This window comes from Actinorugispora endophytica (assembly GCF_004363075.1).
Lineage (GTDB): Bacteria > Actinomycetota > Actinomycetes > Streptosporangiales > Streptosporangiaceae > Actinorugispora > Actinorugispora endophytica.
This window is the reverse complement of the sequence record NZ_SNYN01000013.1, coordinates 32,991-54,449: the sequence shown is the minus strand read 5'-3', so window position 1 is coordinate 54,449 and position 21,459 is coordinate 32,991. Positions and strand designations below refer to the sequence as shown.

General features: G+C 75.1%; 8 protein-coding genes. 4 read left to right on the top strand and 4 right to left on the bottom strand.

What is annotated here, in order from left to right; all coding sequences use genetic code 11:
• Positions 1–39 precede the first annotated feature (39 nt).
• Together EV190_RS15600 and EV190_RS15595 are read right to left on the bottom strand one after the other, a co-directional pair.
• Positions 40–6,675, bottom strand: coding sequence for a type I polyketide synthase (locus EV190_RS15600; protein ID WP_133742303.1), 6,636 nt, complete (start codon positions 6,673–6,675; stop codon positions 40–42).
• Positions 6,672–10,598: a non-ribosomal peptide synthetase gene (locus tag EV190_RS15595; RefSeq protein WP_166655471.1), complete on the bottom strand. Its 3,927-nt coding sequence runs from the start codon at positions 10,596–10,598 to the stop codon at positions 6,672–6,674. The genes EV190_RS15600 and EV190_RS15595 overlap by 4 nt, the downstream gene beginning before the upstream one ends.
• A gap of 474 nt (positions 10,599–11,072) precedes the next feature.
• Here EV190_RS15595 and EV190_RS15590 point away from each other — a divergent pair, with 474 nt between their 5' ends.
• A complete protein-coding gene (locus EV190_RS15590; RefSeq protein ID WP_133742354.1) occupies positions 11,073–11,948 on the top strand; it encodes a VOC family protein in 876 nt (291 codons plus the stop codon).
• A gap of 735 nt (positions 11,949–12,683) precedes the next feature.
• Positions 12,684–14,063 (top strand): glucosylglycerate hydrolase, encoded by a 1,380-nt coding sequence (gene ggh / locus EV190_RS15585; RefSeq protein ID WP_133742301.1) that lies wholly within the window; start codon positions 12,684–12,686, stop codon positions 14,061–14,063.
• Between the two features lie 114 nt (positions 14,064–14,177).
• Here the strand turns inward: ggh and EV190_RS15580 are convergent, their stop codons facing one another.
• A complete protein-coding gene (locus EV190_RS15580; RefSeq protein ID WP_133742300.1) occupies positions 14,178–15,644 on the bottom strand; it encodes an FAD-binding protein in 1,467 nt (488 codons plus the stop codon).
• 202 nt (positions 15,645–15,846) lie between these two features.
• On the opposite strand from EV190_RS15580, the gene EV190_RS15575 reads away from it, so the two are divergent.
• Both EV190_RS15575 and EV190_RS15570 read left to right on the top strand, forming a co-directional pair.
• Positions 15,847–16,527 carry a class I SAM-dependent DNA methyltransferase gene (locus tag EV190_RS15575; RefSeq protein ID WP_133742299.1) on the top strand — a complete coding sequence of 227 codons (681 nt, stop codon included), beginning with the start codon at positions 15,847–15,849 and terminating at the stop codon, positions 16,525–16,527.
• Between the two features lie 182 nt (positions 16,528–16,709).
• Positions 16,710–18,518 carry a SpoIIE family protein phosphatase gene (locus EV190_RS15570; protein WP_133742298.1) on the top strand — a complete coding sequence of 603 codons (1,809 nt, stop codon included), beginning with the start codon at positions 16,710–16,712 and terminating at the stop codon, positions 18,516–18,518.
• 557 nt (positions 18,519–19,075) lie between these two features.
• On the opposite strand, the gene recD2 is transcribed toward EV190_RS15570, so the two are convergent.
• Entirely contained in the window at positions 19,076–21,292 is a 2,217-nt protein-coding gene (gene recD2, locus EV190_RS15565; RefSeq protein ID WP_133742297.1) for an SF1B family DNA helicase RecD2, read from the bottom strand.
• Between the last annotated feature and the right edge of the window lie 167 nt (positions 21,293–21,459).

The following is a 21,459-nucleotide window of genomic DNA, read 5'->3' as shown; positions in this document are numbered from 1 at the left end:
TCTTCTTCATCGGGGGCGCGGCCGGGGCGGCCGCGGTGGTCAGGGGCGGTCCAGGACGGCGTGCCTGAGCAGCGCCTCGTTGACGGTCTCGGCGAGGCGGGCGGTCGCGGGCGGGCGCAGCAGCGAGTAGTGGTCGGCGTCCGCGCCGACCACCTCCAGCGGTCCGGCCAGGTACCGCCCCCAGCCCAGGTCGGCCAGGCCCGGAGGGGTGTCGTCCACGCCCATCCCGATCCCGGAGTTCCGGGGGGCGGCCCGGTCGGCGCGCACCAGCAGGGTCGCGGTGCGCGCGTCGGCCAGGCGCCGGGGCGTGTGGTCGGCCAGCGCCCGCATGTGCCGGTCGAAGATCCCGACCCGCTCGCGGACGCCGTCGCGCCGCCCCAGCAGCCGGCGCGCGCGCAGCCGCCGCTCGGCCTCGGCCCAGCGCTCGTCCGGGTCCATCGCGATCAGCGCCGCGCGCTCCCGCCCGTCGCCCACGCCCAGGTCGACGCCGAGGTACCCCTCCAGCGCGCCCAGGTGCCGGGCGATGGCCTCGCCCCGCGCGTCCTCGGGGTCGGGCAGGTCGATGTGGGTGATGTGGGCGGGGTCGTTGGAGTCGAACATCAGCAGCAGGTCGACGGCCTGCCCCCGCTCGTGCAGCTGCCGGGCCATCTCCTGGCCGAGGCTGCCGCCCATGGACCAGCCGCCCAGCAGGTAGGGGCCCTCGCCCTGGTGGCGCCGGAGCAGCTCCACGTAGTACCGGGCCATGCCCTCGATCGTGGCGTCGGGGGCCGCGCCGCCCACGAGGACCGGGTCGGTGACGGCCGCCACGGACAGCCTCGGGTCCAGGGACCGCGACAGCTCCGCGTAGCACAGGACGTCCCCGCCCGAGGGGTGCACCAGGAACAGGGTGCGCTCCCCGGTTCCCGACCGCATCGGCAGCACGGCGTCCTCGCACACCGCGAGGGGCGGCGCGGGCGGCCCCGAGGGCGGTTCGGCGCCCCAGGCGCCCGGGTCGGCGGCCAGGCGGCGGACCCGGGCCACGTAGTCGGCGAAGACGCGGTCCACCTCCCCGGCGGGCAGCACCGGCTCCAGGGCGTCCCACTGCATGAGCAGCTCGCCCCGCTGCACCAGCACCTGGTGGTCCAGCCACGTCTGCGGGGTCTGGCTCAGGGCGCTCACCTGCTCGCCGACCCACTGCAGGTCGCGTTCGCCCCCGATGACGTCCTCCAGGCCCAGGGCGCTGGTGAACACCACTGGGACCGACTCGACCCGCCCGGTGCGCGAGGCCCGCTCCGCCAGCACGTCCAGCGCCGAGAACTCCCGGTGGTCCAGGTCCTCGAACAGCCGCTCGTGGGTGGCGCGCGCCCGGTCCGCGAAGGCCGGGCCGGGGGCGGCGAGGTCCACCTCGTGCAGCAGCAGCGAGGTGAAGTCGCCCACCACCGCGTCGACGTCCGGGTGGATCTCGGGCCGGTCGAACAGGGTGAGCGTCAGCGCGAAGCGGTCGTCGCCCGACCACGCGGCCAGCGCCTCGGCGTAGGCGGTCAGCAGCACCGCGGCGGGGGTCGCGCCGTGCCGCGCCGCCGCCTTCTGCAGCGCGGTCCAGCCCGCGGCGTCCAGGCGCGCGGTCCGGCGCGTGAACGCCGGGTCGGGGGCGTCCTCCGCCACCGGCAGGGCGGGCGCGCCGGGCAGCGCGTCCACGCGGGCGCGCCAGTAGGCGGCCGCGCGCTCCCAGCCGGGGGTGCCCCTGCGGTCGCGCGTCGCGGCCGCGCAGGCCGCGAAGTCCACCCCCGGTTCGGGCAGCGCGGTGTCGGGGTTCTCGTAGAAGTGCTGGACCTCGCGGTCGATGATCCAGTAGCTCGCGGCGTCGCAGACGAGCACGTCCACGCCGATGAACAGGCGCGTCCGGCCGCCGGGCAGCAGGGCCGCCCGCACCTGGAACAGCGGCCAGCGGTCCGAGGGGCCGGGGTCGCGCGAGACGCGCTCGCGCAGCCGGGCCAGCCGCTCCTCGCGGCGCGCCTGGGGGAGCGCGGTGAGGTCGTGCGTCCTGATCCGGTAGCGCGGCAGGTGCTCCAGGACCGCGAAGCGCCCCTGGGGGGTGGTGACGGCGCGCAGCATCGCGTGCCGTTCGACCACCCGGTTCCACGCCTGCTCGTACCGCTTCAGGTCCAGGTCCGGGCAGTCGTACTCCAGGAAGAAGTGGCAGGCGGTGCCGCCCAGCCCGTAGCCGCCGTCGCGGCCCACCCAGTAGGCGTGCTGCACCCGGGTCATCGGGAAGGTCCCGGGGGCGGCGTCCGCGTCCTCGTCCGCGCCGTTCGGGGCGGGCGCGAGCGCGGGCCCGTCCGGGTTTTCGGCGGACGCCCCGGCCCGCTCGCGGACCAGGGCCGCCAGTCCCGCCACGGTCGGCCGGGCGAGGACGTCGCGCAGGCCCAGCTCGGCGCCGAAGCGCCGCCGCAGCGCCGCCAGCATGCGGGTGGCCAGCAGCGAGTGCCCGCCCAGGGCGAAGAAGTCCGCGTCCGCCGAGCGCACCGGCGCGCCGAACAGCTCCGACCACAGCCCCGCGACGGCCTGCTCGACCGGGTCGAGTCCCCCCGAGCCGGTGTCCGCGTCCCCTGCCGGAGGCGCGGCCGGGTTCGCGGCCGCGGCCACGCGGTCGCGCAGGTCGGTGGTGGACACCGCGACCACCGGCGGCGCGGTGCCCGCCGCGCACGCGGCCAGCAGCCGGTCCAGTGCCGCCATCCCGGTGTCCGCGCCGAGCGCGAAGTCGAGGTTGACCACGCGGTCCCGGCCCAGCGGCCCGACCTTCCAGGCGTCCCACACCACGCTGAGCCAGCGCGTGCCGCCCGTGCCGGCGGACTCCGCCGCCAGGGCGTCCAGGAACGCGTTCGCCGCGGAGTAGGGTCCCATCCCGATTCCGCCGACCAGGGTCCCGGCCGAGGACATCAGCAGCACCGCCGCCGGGCGCCGACCGGGCTCCAGCGCGTCGACGGCGGCGCGCAGGGCCAGCGCCCCCTCGACCTTGGCGCGCACGTGCCCGGCGACGTGCCGGTCCGAGACCGCGCGCAGCGGTTCCAGGTCCGCGGTGGCCACCACGCCCGCGGCGTGCACGACGAGCGCCACGCCCGGCCCCGAGGGGTCGGCGAGCTCGGCGAGCAGGGCGGTGGTGGCCTCGGCGTCCCCGGCGTCCAGCGTGCGCACCTCGACCGGTGTGCCGTGTTCGGCCAGGGCGCGCAGGGCCAGGGCCCGGTCGTCGCGGGGGTCCGGACCGGCCTCCGCCGGCGGCGCGGAGCGCGACGTGGCGACGACGCGCATGCCCCGTCCGCTCAGGTGCGCCGCGATGGTCAGGCCGACGTCGCCCAGGCCCCCGGTGATCAGGGCGACGGGGCGGGCGTCGGGGTCGGGGGCCGGAGCGCTCCCGGGCCCGGCGGCGGGTGCCGGGCGCCACGGGGCGATGTCGCGGACCCAGCGGGTCGTTCCGCGCACGGCGGCCTCCACGCCGCCGCGCCCGTCCGCGAGGTCGGCGAGTTCGGCCAGGACGGCCGGGCCGATCGCGGCGCCCCCGCCCACGTCGAGGGTGCGCCACACCGTCCCCGGGGACTCCTGGCCCAGGACGCGGGGCAGCACGCGCGCCGACGCGGAGGAGGCGAGGACCCGGTCCGTGCTCTCCACGCGCTCGACCGCCCGCCCCACCTGGAGCAGGACCGGGACGGGGGACGCGGAGCCGGAGAGCAGCCGGGCGAGGCCCGCGTGCGCCAGGACCTGCTCGGTGACGGCGTCGGGGGCGTGGCCGCGACCGGGGTCGGCGTCCAGCACGACGACGGCTCCGGCCCAGGGACCGCCGTCCTCCTCCCCGGCCCGGTCCGCGGGCACCACGAGGGCGCCGGCCGCGGCGAGGGCGTCCCGGACCTCGGCGGTGTCCTCGCTGTCGGGCCCGGCCAGCAGCCAGCGGCCGGTGAGTCCGGCCGCCGGTTCCAGCGGCGCGGTCTGCGCCCACACCGGCACCTGGAGCGGGTCGTCCGCGTCGGGCGCCTCCCCGCTGCCCGGCGCGGCGACCGCGCGGCCGGGCGCGGGCGGGTCGATCCACAGCCGCCGCCGCTGGAAGGCGTAACCGGGAACGGCGATCCGGCGCCGCTCCCCCGGCGCGTGGAGGGCGCCGAAGTCCACCGGGACCCCGTGCGTCCACAGCGCGCCCAGGGCCGCGCGCGCGGCCGCGGAGTCGGACTCGCCGTCCTCGGTGGCCAGGGTGGTGACGGCCGCCCTGAGGGCGGCCGGGCCGTTGCGGCGGGCCAGCGCCGCCAGCGCGGCGCCGGGACCGACCTGCACCAGCACGGCGGGGTCGTCGGGGTCGTCGCCCAGTGCGGTGCGCAGCGCGTGCGCGAAGCGGACCGGGTTGCGCAGCTGGTCGGCCCAGTACTCGGCGGTGCCCAGCTCCTCGGCGACCGTCCCGCCGGTGACCGTGGAGACGACCGGGACCGTCGGCGGCGCGGCGGTGATCCCCCGCGCGGCCGCGCGCACCTGGTCCATGGCCGGTTCCACCAGCCGCGAGTGGGCGGCCACGTCCACGTGGACGGCGGTGCACCGCAGGCCGCGCCCGGTCAGCTCCCGCTCGACGGCGCCGACGGCCGCGCGCGGCCCCGACACCACGCAGGCGTCGGGCGCGTTGACCACGGCCAGGTCCACGTCCGGGTGGCGGGTGAGCAGTTCGGCGACCGCGTCCTCCCCGATCGGCACGGACAGCATCACGCCGTGTCCGGCGCTGCGGGCCGCGCCGGTGGAGCGCACGGCCACCAGCCGGGCCGCGTCGGCCAGCGGCAGGGCGCCGCCGACCACGGCGGCGCAGTACTCGCCGAGGCTGTGGCCGAGGACCGCGTCGGGGCGCGCCCCCCACGACTCCAGCAGGCGGGCGGTCGCCAGGGACACCGTGAACAGCGCGGGCAGGCCCGAGGCGGCGTCGCGGGCGCGCGCCGCGGCGGCGGGGTCCGTGACCACGTCGCGGATGTCGGTGCCCAGGAGCGGTTCCAGCAGCGCCGCGCACTCGTCCACGCACGCGGCGAACACCGGTTCGCCCGCGTACAGGTCCGCGCCCATTCCGGCGTACTGGCTGCCCCCGCCGGGGAAGGCGAAGACCACGCGCGGCGCGGGGCCGTCCGAGGCGACCGGGACGGCGGCGCGCAGGGCCGCCGCGACGCCCGACCCGTCCACGACGGCGGCCAGGCGGTGGCCGCCGCCGTGGGCGCGCCCGTTCTGCAGGGTGTGGGCGAGGTCGGCCGGGTCGGCGTCCGGTCCGGCCCCGGCCAGCCGGGCCGCGGTCGCGGTCAGCGCGGCGCGCCCGTGCGCCGCCAGCGGCAGCAGCTGCGGCCGGGGGTCGGGGGTGCTCGGGGCGCGCTCGGGGGCGGGGCCGAGGATCACGTGGGCGTTGGTCCCGCCGATCCCGAAGGAGCTGACCCCGGCCAGCGCGGGGCCGTCCCACGCCCGGGTGCGGGTGACGACCCGGAAGGGCGACCGGTCCAGGCCGAGCAGCTCGTTGACCGGCTCGGCGTGCAGCGACGCCGGGATCACCCGGTGCTTCAGGGCCAGCACCGTCTTGATGAACGACGCGATCCCGGCCGCGGTGTTGGCGTGCCCGATGTTGCTCTTGACCGATCCGAGGCCGCACCAGGCCGGGCCCCGCGACCCGTAGACGCGGCGCAGCGCCGCGGTCTCGACCGGGTCGCCCAGGCGGGTCCCGGTGCCGTGCGCCTCGACGTAGCCGACGTGGCGGGGCTCGGCGCCCGCCACGGCCAGCGCCTCGGCGAGCACCCGCGCCTGGCCGTGCGTCGAGGGCGCGGTGAACCCGGCCTTGGCCGCGCCGTCGTTGTTGACCGCCGAGCCGTGCACGACCGCCAGGACCGGGTCGCCGTCGTCGAGGGCGTCGCGGAGCCTGCGCAGCACCACCGCGCCCACCCCTTGGGTGTACACGACTCCACTGCCCAGGGACGAGAAGGGGCGGACCGTGCCGTCCGCGGAGTAGACGCCGTCGGGGGTGTGCAGGTAGCCGCGCCCCTGCGGCACGATCAGCGACGCCCCTCCGGCCAGGGCGGTGTCGCACTCGCCGGTGGCCAGGGACTGCGCCGCCGCGTGCACCGCCACCAGCGAGGTGGAGCAGGCGGTGTTGACGGCGATCGCCGGGCCGGTCAGGCCGATCCGGTAGGCGGCCTGCAGGGGCAGGTAGTCGGTCTGCGTCCCGGTCGCGGTCTGGAGGCTGCCCACGGGGTCGGTGCCCGCCCCCGTGGGTTCCCAGCGGTCGGGCAGGTTCGCCGCGAGGTAGGCGCTCTGCGCAGCCCCGGCGAACACGCCGACCGATCCCGCGCCGACCCCGCCGCCGTGCCCCGCCTCTTCGAGGGCCTGCCAGGCGCATTCGAGGAACAGCCGCTGCTGGGGGTCCATCAGCGCGGCCTCGGCGTCGGTGAGGCCGAACGGCTCTGGGTCGAACAGGTCCTGGCCGTCGATGACCCCGGCGACGGGCACGTAGGCGGGGTCCCGCCGCAGGGAGGGGCGCACCCCCAGGCCGTCCAGCGTCGCGTCGTCGAGGCGGGTCAGCCCCTCCCGTTCGTTCACCAGCAGGTCCCAGAAGGACTCCGCGTCGGGCGCGCCGGGGAAGCGGCAGGCCAGACCGGTGACCGCGATCGCGGTCGAGGGGTCGGTGGTGTGGTCTCTCATCCTGCGGCCTCCATTGCCGCGGCGCGGGCGCGCCTGCGGGCTTCCGCGCGGTCGGACGGGTTGTTTCGGGCGGGCGCGGCGGGCTCCGGCGCGGGCGCCGGCGGCCCGGTGGGCGCGGCGGCCGCGCGGTGCCCGACGACGCACTCGGCGAGGTCGCGCACCGTGGGGTGGGAGAACAGGTCGACCACCGACAGGTCCGGGTCGAGCTCGGCGGAGAGGCGGCGGTGCGCCAGCACCAGGGTCAGCGACGTCGCGCCGAGTTGGAAGAACGCGGTGGTCGGGTCGATGCCGGTGTCGGTGTCGAGCAGGTCGCCGAGGACGCGGGTGATGGCCCTCTCGACCTCGGGGTCGCGGCGCGGCGCGGCCGGGCTCCCGGCCGGCGGCTCGGGCGGGGCCGGGCGCGGCGGCTGTTCGGGGCCGGTCGCGCCGCCGGCCGGGTTCCGCTCCGCGTCGGGGGCGGCCCGCAGGACGATTTCGACCAACCCGTCCGCGCACAGCCGGTCGGCGGCGGTGACGCCGCCGGGCAGCGCCGTGTCCTGGAGGCCGCGCACCCAGGCGCCCGCCGCCGAGAGCGCCCGCCCGGCGGGCAGGTCGCCCGCGTCCACCCGCAGGGACACGGTGAGCCCCGCGTCGACGGCGGCCGTGACCAGCGCGTCGAGTCCGCCCTTCGGTTCGGGGACCCGTTCACGGGCCGGTTCGGCGGTCGCGGCGCGCGCCTCCGTCGGGGGGGCCGCCGCGGGGACCGCCTCGGGCGGCGGCGCGGTCGGCGCGCCGCCGGGCCGGGAGCGGTCGTAGGGGTTGGCCAGCGCCCGGTAGTCGATCTTGCCGTTGTCGGTGACGGGGAGCGCGGGCATCCGGACGAAGCGGCTGGGCACCATGGGCGCGGGCACGCGCTCGCGCAGCAGGGCGACCAGCCCCTCGTCGCCCGGCAGGCTCCGGGACTCGCTCTCCACGAGGTAGGCGACCAGCCGGGGCCGGCCGTCGGGGCCGCGCACCGACATCGCGACCGCCTGGCGCACGCCCGGCAGCCGGTCCAGGGCGGACTCGACCTCGCCCAACTCGATCCGGTGCCCCCGGATCTTCACCTGGCGGTCGATCCGCCCCAGGAACTCGATGGTGCCGTCGGCGCGCCAGCGGCCCATGTCGCCGGTGTGGTAGAGCCGCCCCAGCACCGGGTGCTCGATGAAGCGCTCCCCCGTCTGGACCGGGTCCCCGACGTAGCCGCGGGCCAGGCCGTCGCCCCCGATGTGCAGCTCGCCGGGCTCGCCCACGGGGCGCGGGGCGCCGCCCCTGGCGTCCAGGACGTGGAAGCTCTGGCCGCGCAGCGCCCGGCCGTACGGGATGCTCGGCCAGCGCGGGTCGACCTCCTCGATCGGGTGGCAGATCGACCAGATCGACGCCTCGGTCGCCCCGCCCAGGCTCACCACCCGCGCCTTGGGCGCCAGGGCGCGCAGCCGGTCGGGCAGGGTGACCGGGATCCAGTCGCCGGACAGGAAGACCAGCCGCAGCTCCGCCAGCGCCTCCCTGGCCGCGCCGGGGTCGATCTCGGCGTACTCGACCAGCATCTCCATGAGCGCGGGCGCGGTGTTCCACAGCGTCACCCGGTGGCGGGCCATCAGCTCCATCCAGTGGCCGGGGTCGCGCTGGCGTTCGGCGTCGGGGAGCACGAGCGCGGCTCCGGCACCCATGACGCCGAAGACGTCGTGCACCGACAGGTCGAAGCTGAACGCCGAGAGCGCCAGCATCCGGTCGTCGGGGCGCAGGGGGAACCGGTCGACCAGGTCGTCGATCGTGGTCCGGGCGGCGCGGTGCTCGATCGCCACGCCCTTGGGCCTGCCGGTGGAGCCGGAGGTGAAGACGGCGTAGGCCAGGTCCCCCGGGTCGGGGCGCTTCGGGCCGCGGTCGCCCGCTCCTGCGGGCGCGGGCGCGATCCCGCCGTCCTCGTCGAGCACGTGCACCGCCACCCCGTCCGGCCAGGCGGTGTCCGAGCCCGCGGCCACGAGCGCCCGCGTCACCCCGGCCTGCTCGCACACCGAGGTCACCCTCGCGGTGGGCCAGGACGGTTCGACCGGCACGTATCCGGCGCCGCCGGCCATGACCCCCAGCAGCCCGGCGACCTGGTCGACCCCCTTCTCCAGGCAGACCGCGACGAGCTCGCCCGGCCCCGCCCCGGCCGCGGCCAGCGCCGCCCCGGTGCGGGCGGCGCGCTCGGCGAGCTCTCCGTGCGAGACCGAGCGGGACGAGTCCAGCAGCGCGGGCGCGTCCGGCGTCCGCCCGGCGGCCGCGCGCACCGGGTCGTCGAGCAGCGGGCCCGAACCGGCGAAGGGCTCGCACTCCAGCGGCTCGTCGGGCAGGAAGGAGGGGTCCCAGGCAAGCGTGGGGTCGGTCCACGCCCCGGGCTCGGCCGCCAGTCGGCGCAGCAGCCGGGCGTGCGCGGCCGCCATCCCCTCGGCGAAGCCGTCGGGCAGCGCGCCCTCCGCGCAGTCCCAGGCGACGCGCAGCCCGCCGCCCTCCTCGATCACGATGTGGTCCAGGGCGACCTGCGGGGTCTGGGAGACGCCGAAGACCTCCTCCCCCAGCCAGCCCGCGGGCGCGGCGCCCGGTTCGGACAGGCCGACGCCGCTGGTGAAGACCACGGGGTGCGTCAGGGCGGGGCCGCCGGCTCCCGCGTCGCGCAACACCTCCACGCCCGAGACCGACCGGTGCTCCAGGTCGGTCCAGAAGCGCTGGTTGACCCCTGCGGCGTAGTCCCGGAAGCCGGTCCAGCCGCCCGGTGCCGGTTGCGGCATCTCCACGAGCACGGTGGAGGTGAAGTCGCCGACGAGGTGCCGCAGTTCCGGGTCGTCGGGGCGGTCGAAGAGGGTCGCGTTCACGCTGAACGCGTCGGTGGCGCCCCACCGGTCCAGGGTCAGGCCGAACGCGGCCAGCAGCACCCCCGTCGGGCTCAGCCCGTGCGCGGCGGCGCGCTCGCGCAGCCCGCTCCACTGACGTTCGTCCAGGGCGGCGGCGTGGCGGGTGAACCGGTGCGAGCGCAGCCCGGCGAGGTCCACCGTCCAGGGCAGGGCGGGGCCGGGCGGGAGGGACGCGGCGCGGTCCCGCCAGTACTCGCGGTCCCGTTCGCGCCGGGCGCGCTCGCCCGGGTCGTCCCGGCGGCGCCGGAGGACCTCGGCGAAGGTCACGGTCGACTCGGGCAGCGCGGCCCCGGGGTCGCCGAACAGCGTCCCCCACTCGGTGAGGACCTGCGTCCAGCCGGTCAGGTCCAGGGTGAGCACGTCCACGCCCAGCTGGATCCGGGTCCGCCCGTCGGGCAGGAACGCCGCCCGGATGTCGAACAGGGGCCACCGGTCCGCGGGTCTGAGCTGGTGCGAGTGCTCGTGCCGGAGCGCCGCCAGGGTTCTCTCGGCGTCGTGCGGCGCGGCCGCGCGCAGGTCGGTGACCGCGATCCGGTAGGGGTCGGTCCGCGGCAGGACGCGCTGGCGTCCGTCCGGTCCCACGACCATGCGCAGCATCGGGTGGTGCTCGACCAGGCGGTTCCAGGCCGCGGTCAGGCGCTCCAGGTCCGTTTCGGGGTCGCCCCCGGGGAGGCGGTCGTACTCGTGGTAGTAGAAGGTGGCCACCCCGCCCATCGGGAACGCGGGGTCGCGGCCGATCCAGTAGGCGGTCTGCAGCGGGGTGAGCGGGAAACCGTCGTCGGCGCCGGGCTCCTCGCCTGGCTCGGCGGCCCCTGCCGCCACCGTGGCCACCGTCGCGCCGCCGAGGAACGCCGTCAGCGGGAGGTCCAGGTCCGCGTCGTCCCGCAGCCGCCGGCGCAGCCGCACCGCGGTGAAGGACTCCAGGCCGAGGGAGGTGAGCGGAAGCCCGGGATCGACGTCTGCCTCGTCGATCCCCAGGACCTCGGCGACGATCGCCGCGACTTCGCTCACTGGGGTCGGTTCGGTCGGTCCAGGAACTTCAGGCATGAGTATCCATCCCGTTGTGACGAGTGCGGCGCGGGGCACGCAGGGGGCGCGGTGGACCGTCGGCCGGGTCCGGGCCGCCACGGTCAGGTAAAAACGATAACCGTTTTCATTCCTGATATTTATACAAGCCGGGACATGACAGGTCAATCGCCCCTTGCGACAGACCCCGCCCCAAACCCCCATCGACCGGACGGGGAACCCGCACGGCGGCGCGGCAGGAGGCGGCGCGACAAGAGGCGGCGCGGCGGCCGGGACCGCCCGGGGCGAGCGCGCGAACCTCCCCGGGGGAGACGACCCGCCCGGAAGACCGCGCGACACCCGGGGCCGACCGGCGGACCCCTGGCCCAGACCCCGGGTCACAGGCCACAGGTCACGGGACACGGGCACAAATTATCTTCCTAGAGGAATACTTCCTCCTCAAAGGAAGTTGTGGTGGTCATGGAGACCAAGCCCGACATCCTCGCCCCCCAGACCACGATGAGCGCGGTGACCCTCAAGGTCGCCGACCTCGACGTGATGACCGACTTCTACCAGCGGGGCGTCGGCCTGACCCTGCTGTCCCAGAAGGGGGGCCGCGCCGCACTGGGGCGCGGCGCGGCCCCGATGGTCGTGCTGGAGCACACCCCCTCGCTCCGGCACGCCCCCGCCGGGCACGCCGGGCTGTTCCACACCGCGATCCTGTTCAACCGCCGGTCCGACCTCGCCGCCGCCGTGTACTCCGTGGCGACCCGGTTCACCACGGCGTTCACCGGCAGCTCGGACCACCTGGTCAGCCAGGCGTTCTACTTCGACGACCCCGAGGGCAACGGCGTCGAGCTCTACTGGGACCGCCCCCGCGACCAGTGGCGGTGGGACGGCGACCACATCCGGATGGACACGGTCCACCTGGACCCGAACCGCTTCCTCGGCGAGAACCTCGCCGATCCGGGCCAGGCCGCCGCGATCGGGGACGCCCCGCTCGGAGTGGGCCACGTCCACCTCAAGGTCGGCGACATCGCCACGGCGCACCTCTTCTACGTCGAGACGCTCGGCTTCGAGGAGACGGCCGCGCTGGGGAACCAGGCGCTGTTCGTCTCGGCCGGGCGCTACCACCACCACGTCGCGATGAACACCTGGCAGAGCAGGAACGCCGGACCGCGCACCCCCGCGCTCGGTCTCGGCCAGGTCTCCGTCGAGGTGCCCACGGCCGACGAGGTCGCGGCCGTCGCCCAGCGCCTGCGCGACCGCGGCGTCCAGTACCGCCACGACGGCGCCGTGCTCACCGTCGACGACCCGTGGCGCAATCTGGTGCGCGTGTCGGCGCCGACCGCCTGACCGTCACCGCTCCTCCGCCCTCCCCGCGCCGAGCGCGACGACCAGGGCCCGCCCGCCGCCCGAGGAGCGTCCGCGCCCGGCTTCGCCGCCACGCTGCGACCGGACGCGGCCTCCGGCCGGGCCCCGCCGCCTGCGGCGGGGGTTCGCGGTCCCCCGGGCACCCCGTCCGGTGATCTTGCTGTTATCCCCCCGACAACCTTGATTCCAGGGGGGAAACAGCAAGATCACCAACGGAAACCGCGCGAAACGGACGTCGTGGGCGCGGCCCCGACCGACGCCCGCCGTCGCCGCCCGCCGCCACCCCGCGATCCGCGCGGCACGAGGCCGAAAGACCCACCCGAAGCACCGGCACGCGAACCACCCCCGCGCCGAAGGTTCCCTCGACTGGGCGGCCATGGGCACGAGTGGGCGCGGGTGGGGGCCGCGGCCACCGTGCGCGCCCCCGCCGGGACCGACCCCACCCCCGCGACAGAAAGTGACTTGGGTCACATGGAACCGGTTGTCTCCGAGGCCGGGGGCGAACGGGTGCACCATGGCGTGCACGGGATCGGGCGCCGCGACGCCCCGCCCGAGCCCGCGGCGCGCGAACCGCGACGGACCGCCGCCCGCCGAACCGCCTTGTAACATTTTACTAACGCGCCTCGTCCGTTCACCCCCGCGCGCACATCAGACAGGACGAGTCCTTCCGTTCACCGCCTCCTCACCTCGCAGCACCATCGCTCCTTGGAGACGCCCATGACCACAGGCCCTGTCGGCCTGTTCGCGCCCCAACCGCAGCGCCCCCGCCTGGGGGCCGTCGCACTCGCGTCGGGCGCGGCCTGGGTCCTGGCCGGAAACGACACCGGATCCATGGTGACGGCCTCTCCCCGGCTGTACCCGCACATGTGGAGCTGGGACGCCGCGTTCATCATGGTCGGCCTCGCCCAGCTGGACGTGCACCGCGCCGCCCGCGAGATGGAGACCCTCCTCGGCGGCCAGTGGGCCGACGGGATGATCCCGCACATCGTGTTCAGCGACGAGACCGGCTACTTCCCCGGCCCCGAGCGCTGGGAGACCGCCCTCCTGGGCGAGCACGCGCCCGCCGCCCCGCACACCTCGGGGATCTGCCAGCCGCCGGTGCACGCCGTCGCGCTGCGCAAGATCGTGGACGCCGGACGCCGCCGCTCCGGCGCTGACCAGCGGCGCGCCGAGGCCCTGCTGGAGTGGGCCTGGCCCCGGCTGTTCGCCTGGCAGCGCTGGCTGGCCACGCGGCGCGACCCGCTGGGCACCGGGCTGATCGCGGTGACGCACGGCTGGGAGTCCGGCATGGACAACTCCCCCCGCTGGGACTCGGCGTACGCGGCGGTGCGCCCCGGCCCGGACCTGCCCCCCTACACGCGCAAGGACCTGGACGAGGTAGGCGACGAGGGCGAGCGGCCCAGCGACGCCGAGTACGACCGCTACCTGTGGCTGATCGAGGAGATGCGGCGCGCCGGGTACCGGTCGGACGAGATCGTGCGCTCGGGCAGCTTCCTGGTCGGGGACGTGTTCATGAGCGCGGTCTTCGCGCTGTCCTGCGACGTGCTCGCGGAACTGGGCGAGGAGTCCGGACGGTCGGGCGAGCAGGTGGCGCTGCTACGGGACTGGGCGGCGCGCTCGCGCGCGGCGGTGGCCGCCACCCGCGATCCGGTCACCGGCCTGGCCCGCGACTTCGACGTGCGCGCCGGGGAGTGGATCGCCACCCCCAGCGTCGCCGGGTTCTCCCCGCTGCTGTGCGGGGGCCTGGAACCGGACGCGCGGGCCGCGCTGGTCGCCACCCTGGAGGGACCCGACTGGACCGGCCACCCGGACCTGGCCACCGGCTCGCTGCCCACGGTCTCGCCCTCGTCCCCCGGCTTCCTGCCCAAGCAGTACTGGCGGGGCCCGCAGTGGCCGGTGATCAGCTGGCTGTTCAGCTGGGCGATGCGCCGCGGCGGCATGGACGACACCGCCGCCGGCATCCGCGCCGAGACCCTGCGCCTGGTCTCCGACGGGACCTTCGCCGAGTACTACCACCCACTCACCGGGGCCCCGCTGGGCAGCCTCAGCCAGTCCTGGACGGCGGCGGTCGTACTGGACTGGCTGTACGAGGGCTGACCCGCCTCCGCAGCCCGTTCTTCTCACCGATCTTGACCTTCTCGGGGTCTCAACCGTCTCCGAGACCCCGGAAAGGTCAAGATCAGCGGGTGGACCGGCGTCGGACGCGGGACGCTAGCGCGGGAAGACCCCCTGCCCGGGCGCCAGGATGTTCCGGGGGTCGTACTTCTGCTTGGCCGCGGCGAGGTCGGGCCAGGCGTCGCCGAAGTGCCTCCGCCAGTCGTCCTCGCTCATCGGGACGGTGCCGACCGGGTACTGGTACCCGCCCAGGTCGCGGACCCGCTCGTACAGGGATCGGTTGGCCTCGACCATCTCCTCCGGGGTCGGCGCACCGGGTCCCGGGGTGGCCGTCTTCAGCAGCGCGAAGAGGAAGACCTCCGGGTCGTCGGGGACGCGCAGCAGCGGGGCCCCCAGCAGCGGACGGCCGAACGGGTACAGCAGGACCACCCCGGTGGGGCCGATGTCGGCGGGGGTCAGGTCCGCCATGACCGATTCGACGAAGGAGTCGACGGCGGAACCGGGTACGAACACGTTCCACCACGGGTGCGGGTCGTACCACTCCCCGGTCGAGCGCAGGTAGGCGACCGACGGGGCGAGCCGGTCGGCGAAGTCGAGGTAGGAGAGGTCGTCGACCTCCTCCGTGCCGGTCTCGTGGGACAGGTCGCCGGTCAGCGCGGCGTCGTCCGGAGCACTCCCGTCCCGCCAGAACGCCACGGCCTCCAGCACGTACACCCACCCCCCGGTCCCGTCGGGTTGGACGCTGCCCTCCAGGTACTCGAACCGGCCGTCGGCCGCGACGCGCCGCTGGTCGGCCGTGAGAGCGGCCACCTCGGGGTAGCGGAGCTGGTAGCGCCGCACCCTGTCGGGCGCCGGAACCAGCCCGACCGTGGCGCTGGTGACGACCGCGCACTGGCCGAGCCCGGCGAGCGCGGCGCGGAAGAGGTCGGCCCGCCTGGTCGGGGAGCAGACCACCCGGTGCCCCGCACCGGTGACCACCTCCAGCTCCAGGACCCCGTCGACCTGCGCCCCGTGCCGGTGGGTGGCCCCGCCCACACCGCCGACCGACAGCGTCCCGCCGACCGACAGCTCCAGGTAGTCGGTCAGCACCGGCGGGGTGAGACCGTGCGGCAGGGTCCGGCGCAGCAGGTCGCTCCACAGCGCGCCCGCCTGGACGACCGCCCGGTCGCCCTCCACCCGGATGTCGTCCAGCGTGCCCGTCTCCACGACGAGCCCCGCCTCCACCTGGGACTGCCCGTTCGTGGAGTGGCCCTGCCCGCGCGCGGCCACGGGGATTCCGCGGGCGCGACAGTAGCGCAGCATCACCGCCACGTCGGACACCGACCCGGGCCGCAGCACGGCCCTGGGGTGGTGCCGGACCATGTGCCCGTAGTCGTCCGCGGCCTCCTCCCTGGACCCGGGGTCCACGAGCAGCTCGCCGTCCAGGGGCGGCACGCGCTCCAGCGGCCCGCTGTCGGCCGCGGCCTCGGCGACCCAGGCGCGACCGGCCGGGTCGAACCCCAGGACCAGCGCTCCGACCCCGAGCCCGCCGACGAAGACCCGCCGTGGCAGGTGATTTCCCATTCCGATGCCTTCCCTCTCCACTCGCATTGGGCCGCAGCCTATTGCGTAATACGTCCCGGACAGCCGTTCTGCGACCGTTTTGTAGCGTGCGTGACCCCCGCATCACGATTGGGGTAGGATCGCTGCCGGATTCCCAGACGCCGCCCTATCTCGGTCGTTTGCCGAATCCGAACAAAAAATTAAGAAAAAGGGACAGGTGGCTATGGGCGGGAATGAAGCGGACATAACCAAACCGGATGCCGACCGCGCCTGGACCGAGCGGGAGACCAGTCAGGCGACGGCGTACGACGACATCGGCGACCGCTACGACGACGCCTTCCCGCACAAGGAGGGACAGGTCGAGTGCGTCGACCTCCTCCTGGGGAAGCTGCCCCCGGGGGCCCGCGTGCTGGACGTCGGCTGCGGCACGGGGCTGCCCACCTCCCGCCAGCTCGCCGACGCCGGCTGCGAGGTGACCGGGATCGACATCTCGCCGGGCATGCTGGACATCGCGCGCCGCAACGTCCCCAAGGCGCGCTTCCTGCGTTTCGACATGATCGACCTCGCCGCCGAGCGGGACCGGTACGACGCGGTCGTCGCGTTCTTCTCCCTGCTACACCTGCCGCGCGCGCGGATCCCGGACGCGTTGGAGTCGATCCACCGCGTACTCGTGCCCGGGGGCCGGTTCTGCCTGGCCATGGTCGAGGCCGACGTCGACGACCTCCTCATCCCGTTCCTCGGCCACCAGGTCCGGGTCACCGGCTACTTCCGGGACGAGCTGCGCTCCGTGCTGGGGGCCGCGGGCTTCGCGATCGAGGACGAGACCGCGCGCTCGTACGCCCCGTCCAGCACCCAGGCCCAAGCCGAGGTCCAGTTGTTCCTGACCTGTCGGCGCGTCGGCTGAACACCCCGTCCGAGCGCCCCGCGGCGCCGCCCCGGAAACACCGGAGAAACACGCCCCCGGGCGCCCGATACCGGCGCACCGAAACCGCACCGGAGCAGCACGGCCGAAACTCCGCGTAATTCCGGGGAGATATTCGGGGAATCCGATTCTGCCTATCTCACCAGTGCAGAGAGCCTGATCTGATGGAACCGAGAACCGAGAGGCCCGACGCCGCGGACGACACCGCGCCTCCGGACGGCGGCGCCCGCGCGCCAGTCGGGACCGAGAAGGCCGACGAGGGCGCCGGGCCCCCTCCGGTCGGCCTCGCCCAGCGGGCGGCGCTCCGCGAGCCGCTGCTCTTCCTCAACGAGGCCACCGTCGAGATCGGCGCCAGCCTGGACCCGGAGCGGACGGCCCGGGCGCTCGCGGACGCGATGGTCCCGGGGATCGCGGACTTCGCGGCGGTGCACCTCCTGGAGGCGCTGTTCTCCCCGCACCAGCTCGACGTCGAGCTCCCGGACTCCGTCCGGGCGCTGTCCGCCGAGATCCGGCGGGTGGTCGTCGCCCACGACGAGGACCCGATGCACTGGAGCGGCATCGCGCCCGAGGGCCGCATCCAGGTGCCGTCCCCGACGAGCCCCGTCCACCTCGCGATGGCGACCAACGAGCCGGTCGCCGTCCCCCGGGTCGACGCCGACCTGGCCCGCGAGCTGGCCGGGACGCACCACGCCGACGCCGCGCCGCCCACCGTGCTCGACCGGTCCCTGCTCGCCATCCCGCTGTACGTGCGGGGGCGCACGCTCGGCGCCGTCACGCTGCTGCGCAGGCCCGACCGCCCGCCCTTCGACGAGGTCGACATGCTGGCGGCGCGCCAGCTCGCCGCCCAGGCCAGCCTGGGCGTGGACAACGCCTACCTGTACCGGTCCCAGGCGACCATCGGCGACGCCCTTCAGCGCAGCATGCTGCCGACCCTGCCGTCCCGCCTGTCCAGCGTCGACATCGCCCACCGCTACGTCAGCAGCAGCCACACCGCGCAGGTCGGCGGCGACTGGTTCGACGCCATCCCGCTTCCCGGCAGCCGGGTCGCGCTCGTCGTGGGCGACGTCATGGGGCACGGCATCCGGTCCGCGGCGGCCATGGGCCAGTTCCGCACCGCCGTGCAGACGCTCGCGGCCATGGACCTGCCGCCGCACCAGGTGCTCCGGCACCTGGACGACCTCGCCCAGCGGCTCGGCCCCGGCTACCTGGCCACCTGCGTCTACGCGATCTACGATCCGGTCGCCCGCCGCTGCACGTTCGCCAACGCCGGGCACATACCGCCGGCGCTGCTGCGCGCGGACGGGCGGACGGAGCTGCTGCGCCCGCCGACGGGCGCGCCGATCGGGGTGGGGGGCGTCGCCTTCGAGCCGTTGGAGGTGTCGGTGTCCGACGGCGACGTGCTGGTGCTGTGCACCGACGGCCTCGTGGAGAGCCGCGGCCAGGACATCGACACGGGCCTGGCCGCGCTCCTGGACAACCTCTCCGAGCCCGGGCTCCCGCTGGACGCCCAGTGCGAGACGCTGCTGCGGGCGCTGCACGCGGAGGACCGGGAGGACGACGTCGCACTGCTCGTGGCGCGGCTGCGCGGGGTGCCCAGCGGCAACGTCGCCCAGTGGCTGCTGCAGCCGCGCGTCACCACGCCCGCCCGGGTCCGCCGGCTGGTACGCGACACGCTCACCGTCTGGGGGCTGCCGGACTGCGTCGACGTCACCGAGCTGCTGGCCACCGAACTGGTCACCAACGCCGTCCGGCACGCCTCGCGTCCGATCGAGCTGCGGCTGCTGCGCACCGACACCCTGCTGTGCGAGGTCACCGACGACGACCAGCACCGGCCGGTGCTGCGCCACGCGGCCGAGACCGACGAGGGCGGCCGCGGCCTGCAGCTGGTCAGCCGCCTGGCGGCACGCTGGGGTACCAGTGGAAAGACCACCGGCAAGGTGGTCTGGTTCGAACTGGACCTGCCCTCCTCCTGATCCGCCCCGCTGCTCTTCCCGGTGATCGTGACCTTTTCGGAGTCTCGAAGGCGATCGAGGCCCCGGAAAAGTCAAGAGCAGCGGGGAAACGGACACGGCGCATTAGGGAGTCTCCGGCGCGGGGGTGGTTCGGCGTGCCGGTGCTTCGGGTGGGTCTTTCGGCCTCCTGTCACGCGGATCGCGAGGTGACGGCGGGCGGCGACGGCGGGTGCGGGTCGGGGCCGCGCCCACGACGTCCGTTTCGCGTGGTTTCCGTTGGTGATCTTGCTGTTTCCCCCCGCGAACCTTGACCTCGGGGGGAAACAGCAAGATCACCGGACATTCGAGGGCCGGTTCCGCCCCCACCCGGAATGATCATGGGCTTTCTGCCCTTCCCGGCCCCGAAACGGGCAGAAAGCCCACGACCGTCAACGACACCCTCACGCAACGGACATCATGGGCGCGGCCCCGACCCGCACCCGCCGTCGCCGCCCCCGTCACCGCGCCGCACACAAGAACACCCTGACGATCCGCTTGGCGGACTCCCGACACCGAATCATCCCCGCGCCCGAGACTCCCTAGCGGCCCACCGCCAGGCGGTGGTCCAGGGCGGTGTGGCGGCGGCCCGAGGCGGTGTTGCGCACGGCCTGGGCGACGGCCTTGCGCGAACCGACCAGGACGACGAGCTTCTTGGCGCGGGTGATCGCGGTGTACAGCAGGTTGCGTTGCAGCATCATCCAGGCGCTGGTGGTGACCGGGACGACGACGCAGGGGTACTCGCTGCCCTGGGAGCGGTGCACGGTCAGGGCGTAGGCGTGGGTCAGCTCGTCGAGTTCGGCGAAGTCGTAGCCGATCTCCTCGTTCTCGTCGGTCAGGACGGTCAGCGACTGCTCGACCTGGTCGATGGCGGTGACGTTGCCGAGGGTGCCGTTGAACACCCCGTTCGCGCCCTTGTCGTAGTTGTTGCGGATCTGGGTGACCTTGTCGCCGACCCGGAAGACGCGTCCGCCGAACCGGCGCTCGGGCACGCCCTCGCGGGGCGGGGTGAGCGCGGTCTGCAGGAGCTGGTTCAGGTTGCCCGCCCCGGCGGGACCCCGGTGCATGGGCGCCAGCACCTGCACGTCCCGGCGCGGGTCGAGGCCGAACTTGCGGGGGATGCGGTTGGCCACCACGTCGACGGTGAGCTCCGCGGCGGTCTCGGTGTCGTCGCAGGGGAAGAGGAAGAAATCGGACATCCCCTCCAGCTCGACGGGTTTGCCGGTGTTGACGCGGTGCGCGTTGACGACCACCCCCGACTGGGCGGCCTGGCGGAACACCTGGGTGAGGCGGACGCTGGGCACGGGCGAGCCGTCCGCGAGAAGGTCGCGCAGCACCTGGCCCGCGCCGACCGAGGGGAGCTGGTCGACGTCGCCGACCAGGAGCAGGTGCGCGCCCGGCGGGACGGCCTTGGCCAGCTTGTTGGCCAGCAGCAGGTCGAGCATCGAGGCCTCGTCCACCACGAGCAGGTCGCAGTCCAGGGGCCGGTCCCGGTCGTAGGAGGCGTCGCCGCCCGGTTTGAGCTCCAGCAGCCGGTGCACGGTGGACGCCTCGTGCCCGGTCAGCTCGGTCAGGCGCTTGGCCGCGCGCCCGGTCGGGGCCGCCAGGATGATCTTGGCCCGCTTGGCCGCGGCCAGGGTGATGACGGAGGCGACGGTGAAGGACTTGCCGCAGCCGGGTCCACCGGTCAGCACCGCGACCCTGCTGGTCAGCGCGAGTCTGACCGCCTGCTCCTGGGCGGGCGCCAGGTCGGTTCCGGTGCGCTTCCCGAGCCAGCCCAGCGCCCGGTCCCAGTCCACGTCGGCGAACGCGCCCAGCCGGTCCTCCCCGGCGGCCAGCAGCGACCGCAGCTGCCCGGCCAGGGAGATCTCGGCGCGGTGGAACGGCACCAGGTACACCCCGGTCACCGCCTCGCCGTCGCCGTCGGGGAGCTTCTCCCGGACCACGCCCTCCTCCGCGACGAGTTCGGCCAGGCAGTCGATGACCAGCGCGGAGTCGACCTGGAGGATCTTGACCGCCTCGCTGATCAGCGCGTCCTCGGGCAGGTAGCAGTGGCCGTCCCCGGTGGACTCGGACAGGGTGAACTGGATCCCGGCCTTGACCCTTTGAGGGCTGTCGTGCGGGATGCCGACCGCGCGGGCGATGGTGTCCGCGGTCTTGAAACCGATCCCCCACACGTCGGCGGCCAGGGAGTACGGCTCCTCGCGCACCACCCGGATCGAGGCGTCGCCGTGCTTCTTGTAGACGCGCACGGCCAGCGACGTCGACACCTCGATCCCCTGCAGGAAGACCATCACCTCCTTGATCGCCTTCTGCTCCTCCCACGCCTCCGTGATGGTCCTGGTGCGCTTGGGGCCGAGCTTCGGCACCTCCATCAGCCGCTCGGGGGTGTTCTCGATGACGTCCAGCGCCTCGGCGCCGAAGTGGCCGACGATGTTCTCGGCCAGGCGCGGGCCGACCCCCTTGACCAGCCCCGATCCGAGGTAACGGCGGATGCCCTGCACGGTGGCGGGCAGCACGGTGGTGTAGTTCTCCACCTGGAACTGCCGCCCGTACTGGGGGTGCGACCCCCACCGGCCCTCCATGCGCAGCGACTCCCCGGGGTGCGCGCCCAGCAGGGCGCCGACCACGGTCACCAGGTCGCCGCCGCGCCCCGGGTCCACCCGGGCCACGGTGTAGCCCGTCTCCTCGTTGGCGTAGGTGAGGCGCTCCAGCACCCCCTCCAGAACGGCCGGGCGGAACGGTTCACCGGATGCCACCGTCGGCACCTCCCGTCATTCGGGGGAAGGGGGACTCCGTCGACGCTACCGAACCCGGACGACACCGGAGCGGTCCCCGGGGTTTCCGGGCGTTCTCCCGGACCGGGCCGACAGCACGGAGATCATTACATATCGTGGGACGATGGACGCCGGGCTCCTGTCCGACA

Coding starts and splice junctions, on each gene's coding strand:
- EV190_RS15600 (WP_133742303.1), bottom strand. CDS start 6,675: ATGAGAGACCACACCACCGACCCCTCGACCGCGATCGCGGTCACCGGT.
- EV190_RS15590 (WP_133742354.1), top strand. CDS start 11,073: ATGGAGACCAAGCCCGACATCCTCGCCCCCCAGACCACGATGAGCGCG.
- ggh (WP_133742301.1), top strand. CDS start 12,684: ATGACCACAGGCCCTGTCGGCCTGTTCGCGCCCCAACCGCAGCGCCCC.
- EV190_RS15580 (WP_133742300.1), bottom strand. CDS start 15,644: ATGGGAAATCACCTGCCACGGCGGGTCTTCGTCGGCGGGCTCGGGGTC.
- EV190_RS15575 (WP_133742299.1), top strand. CDS start 15,847: ATGGGCGGGAATGAAGCGGACATAACCAAACCGGATGCCGACCGCGCC.
- EV190_RS15570 (WP_133742298.1), top strand. CDS start 16,710: ATGGAACCGAGAACCGAGAGGCCCGACGCCGCGGACGACACCGCGCCT.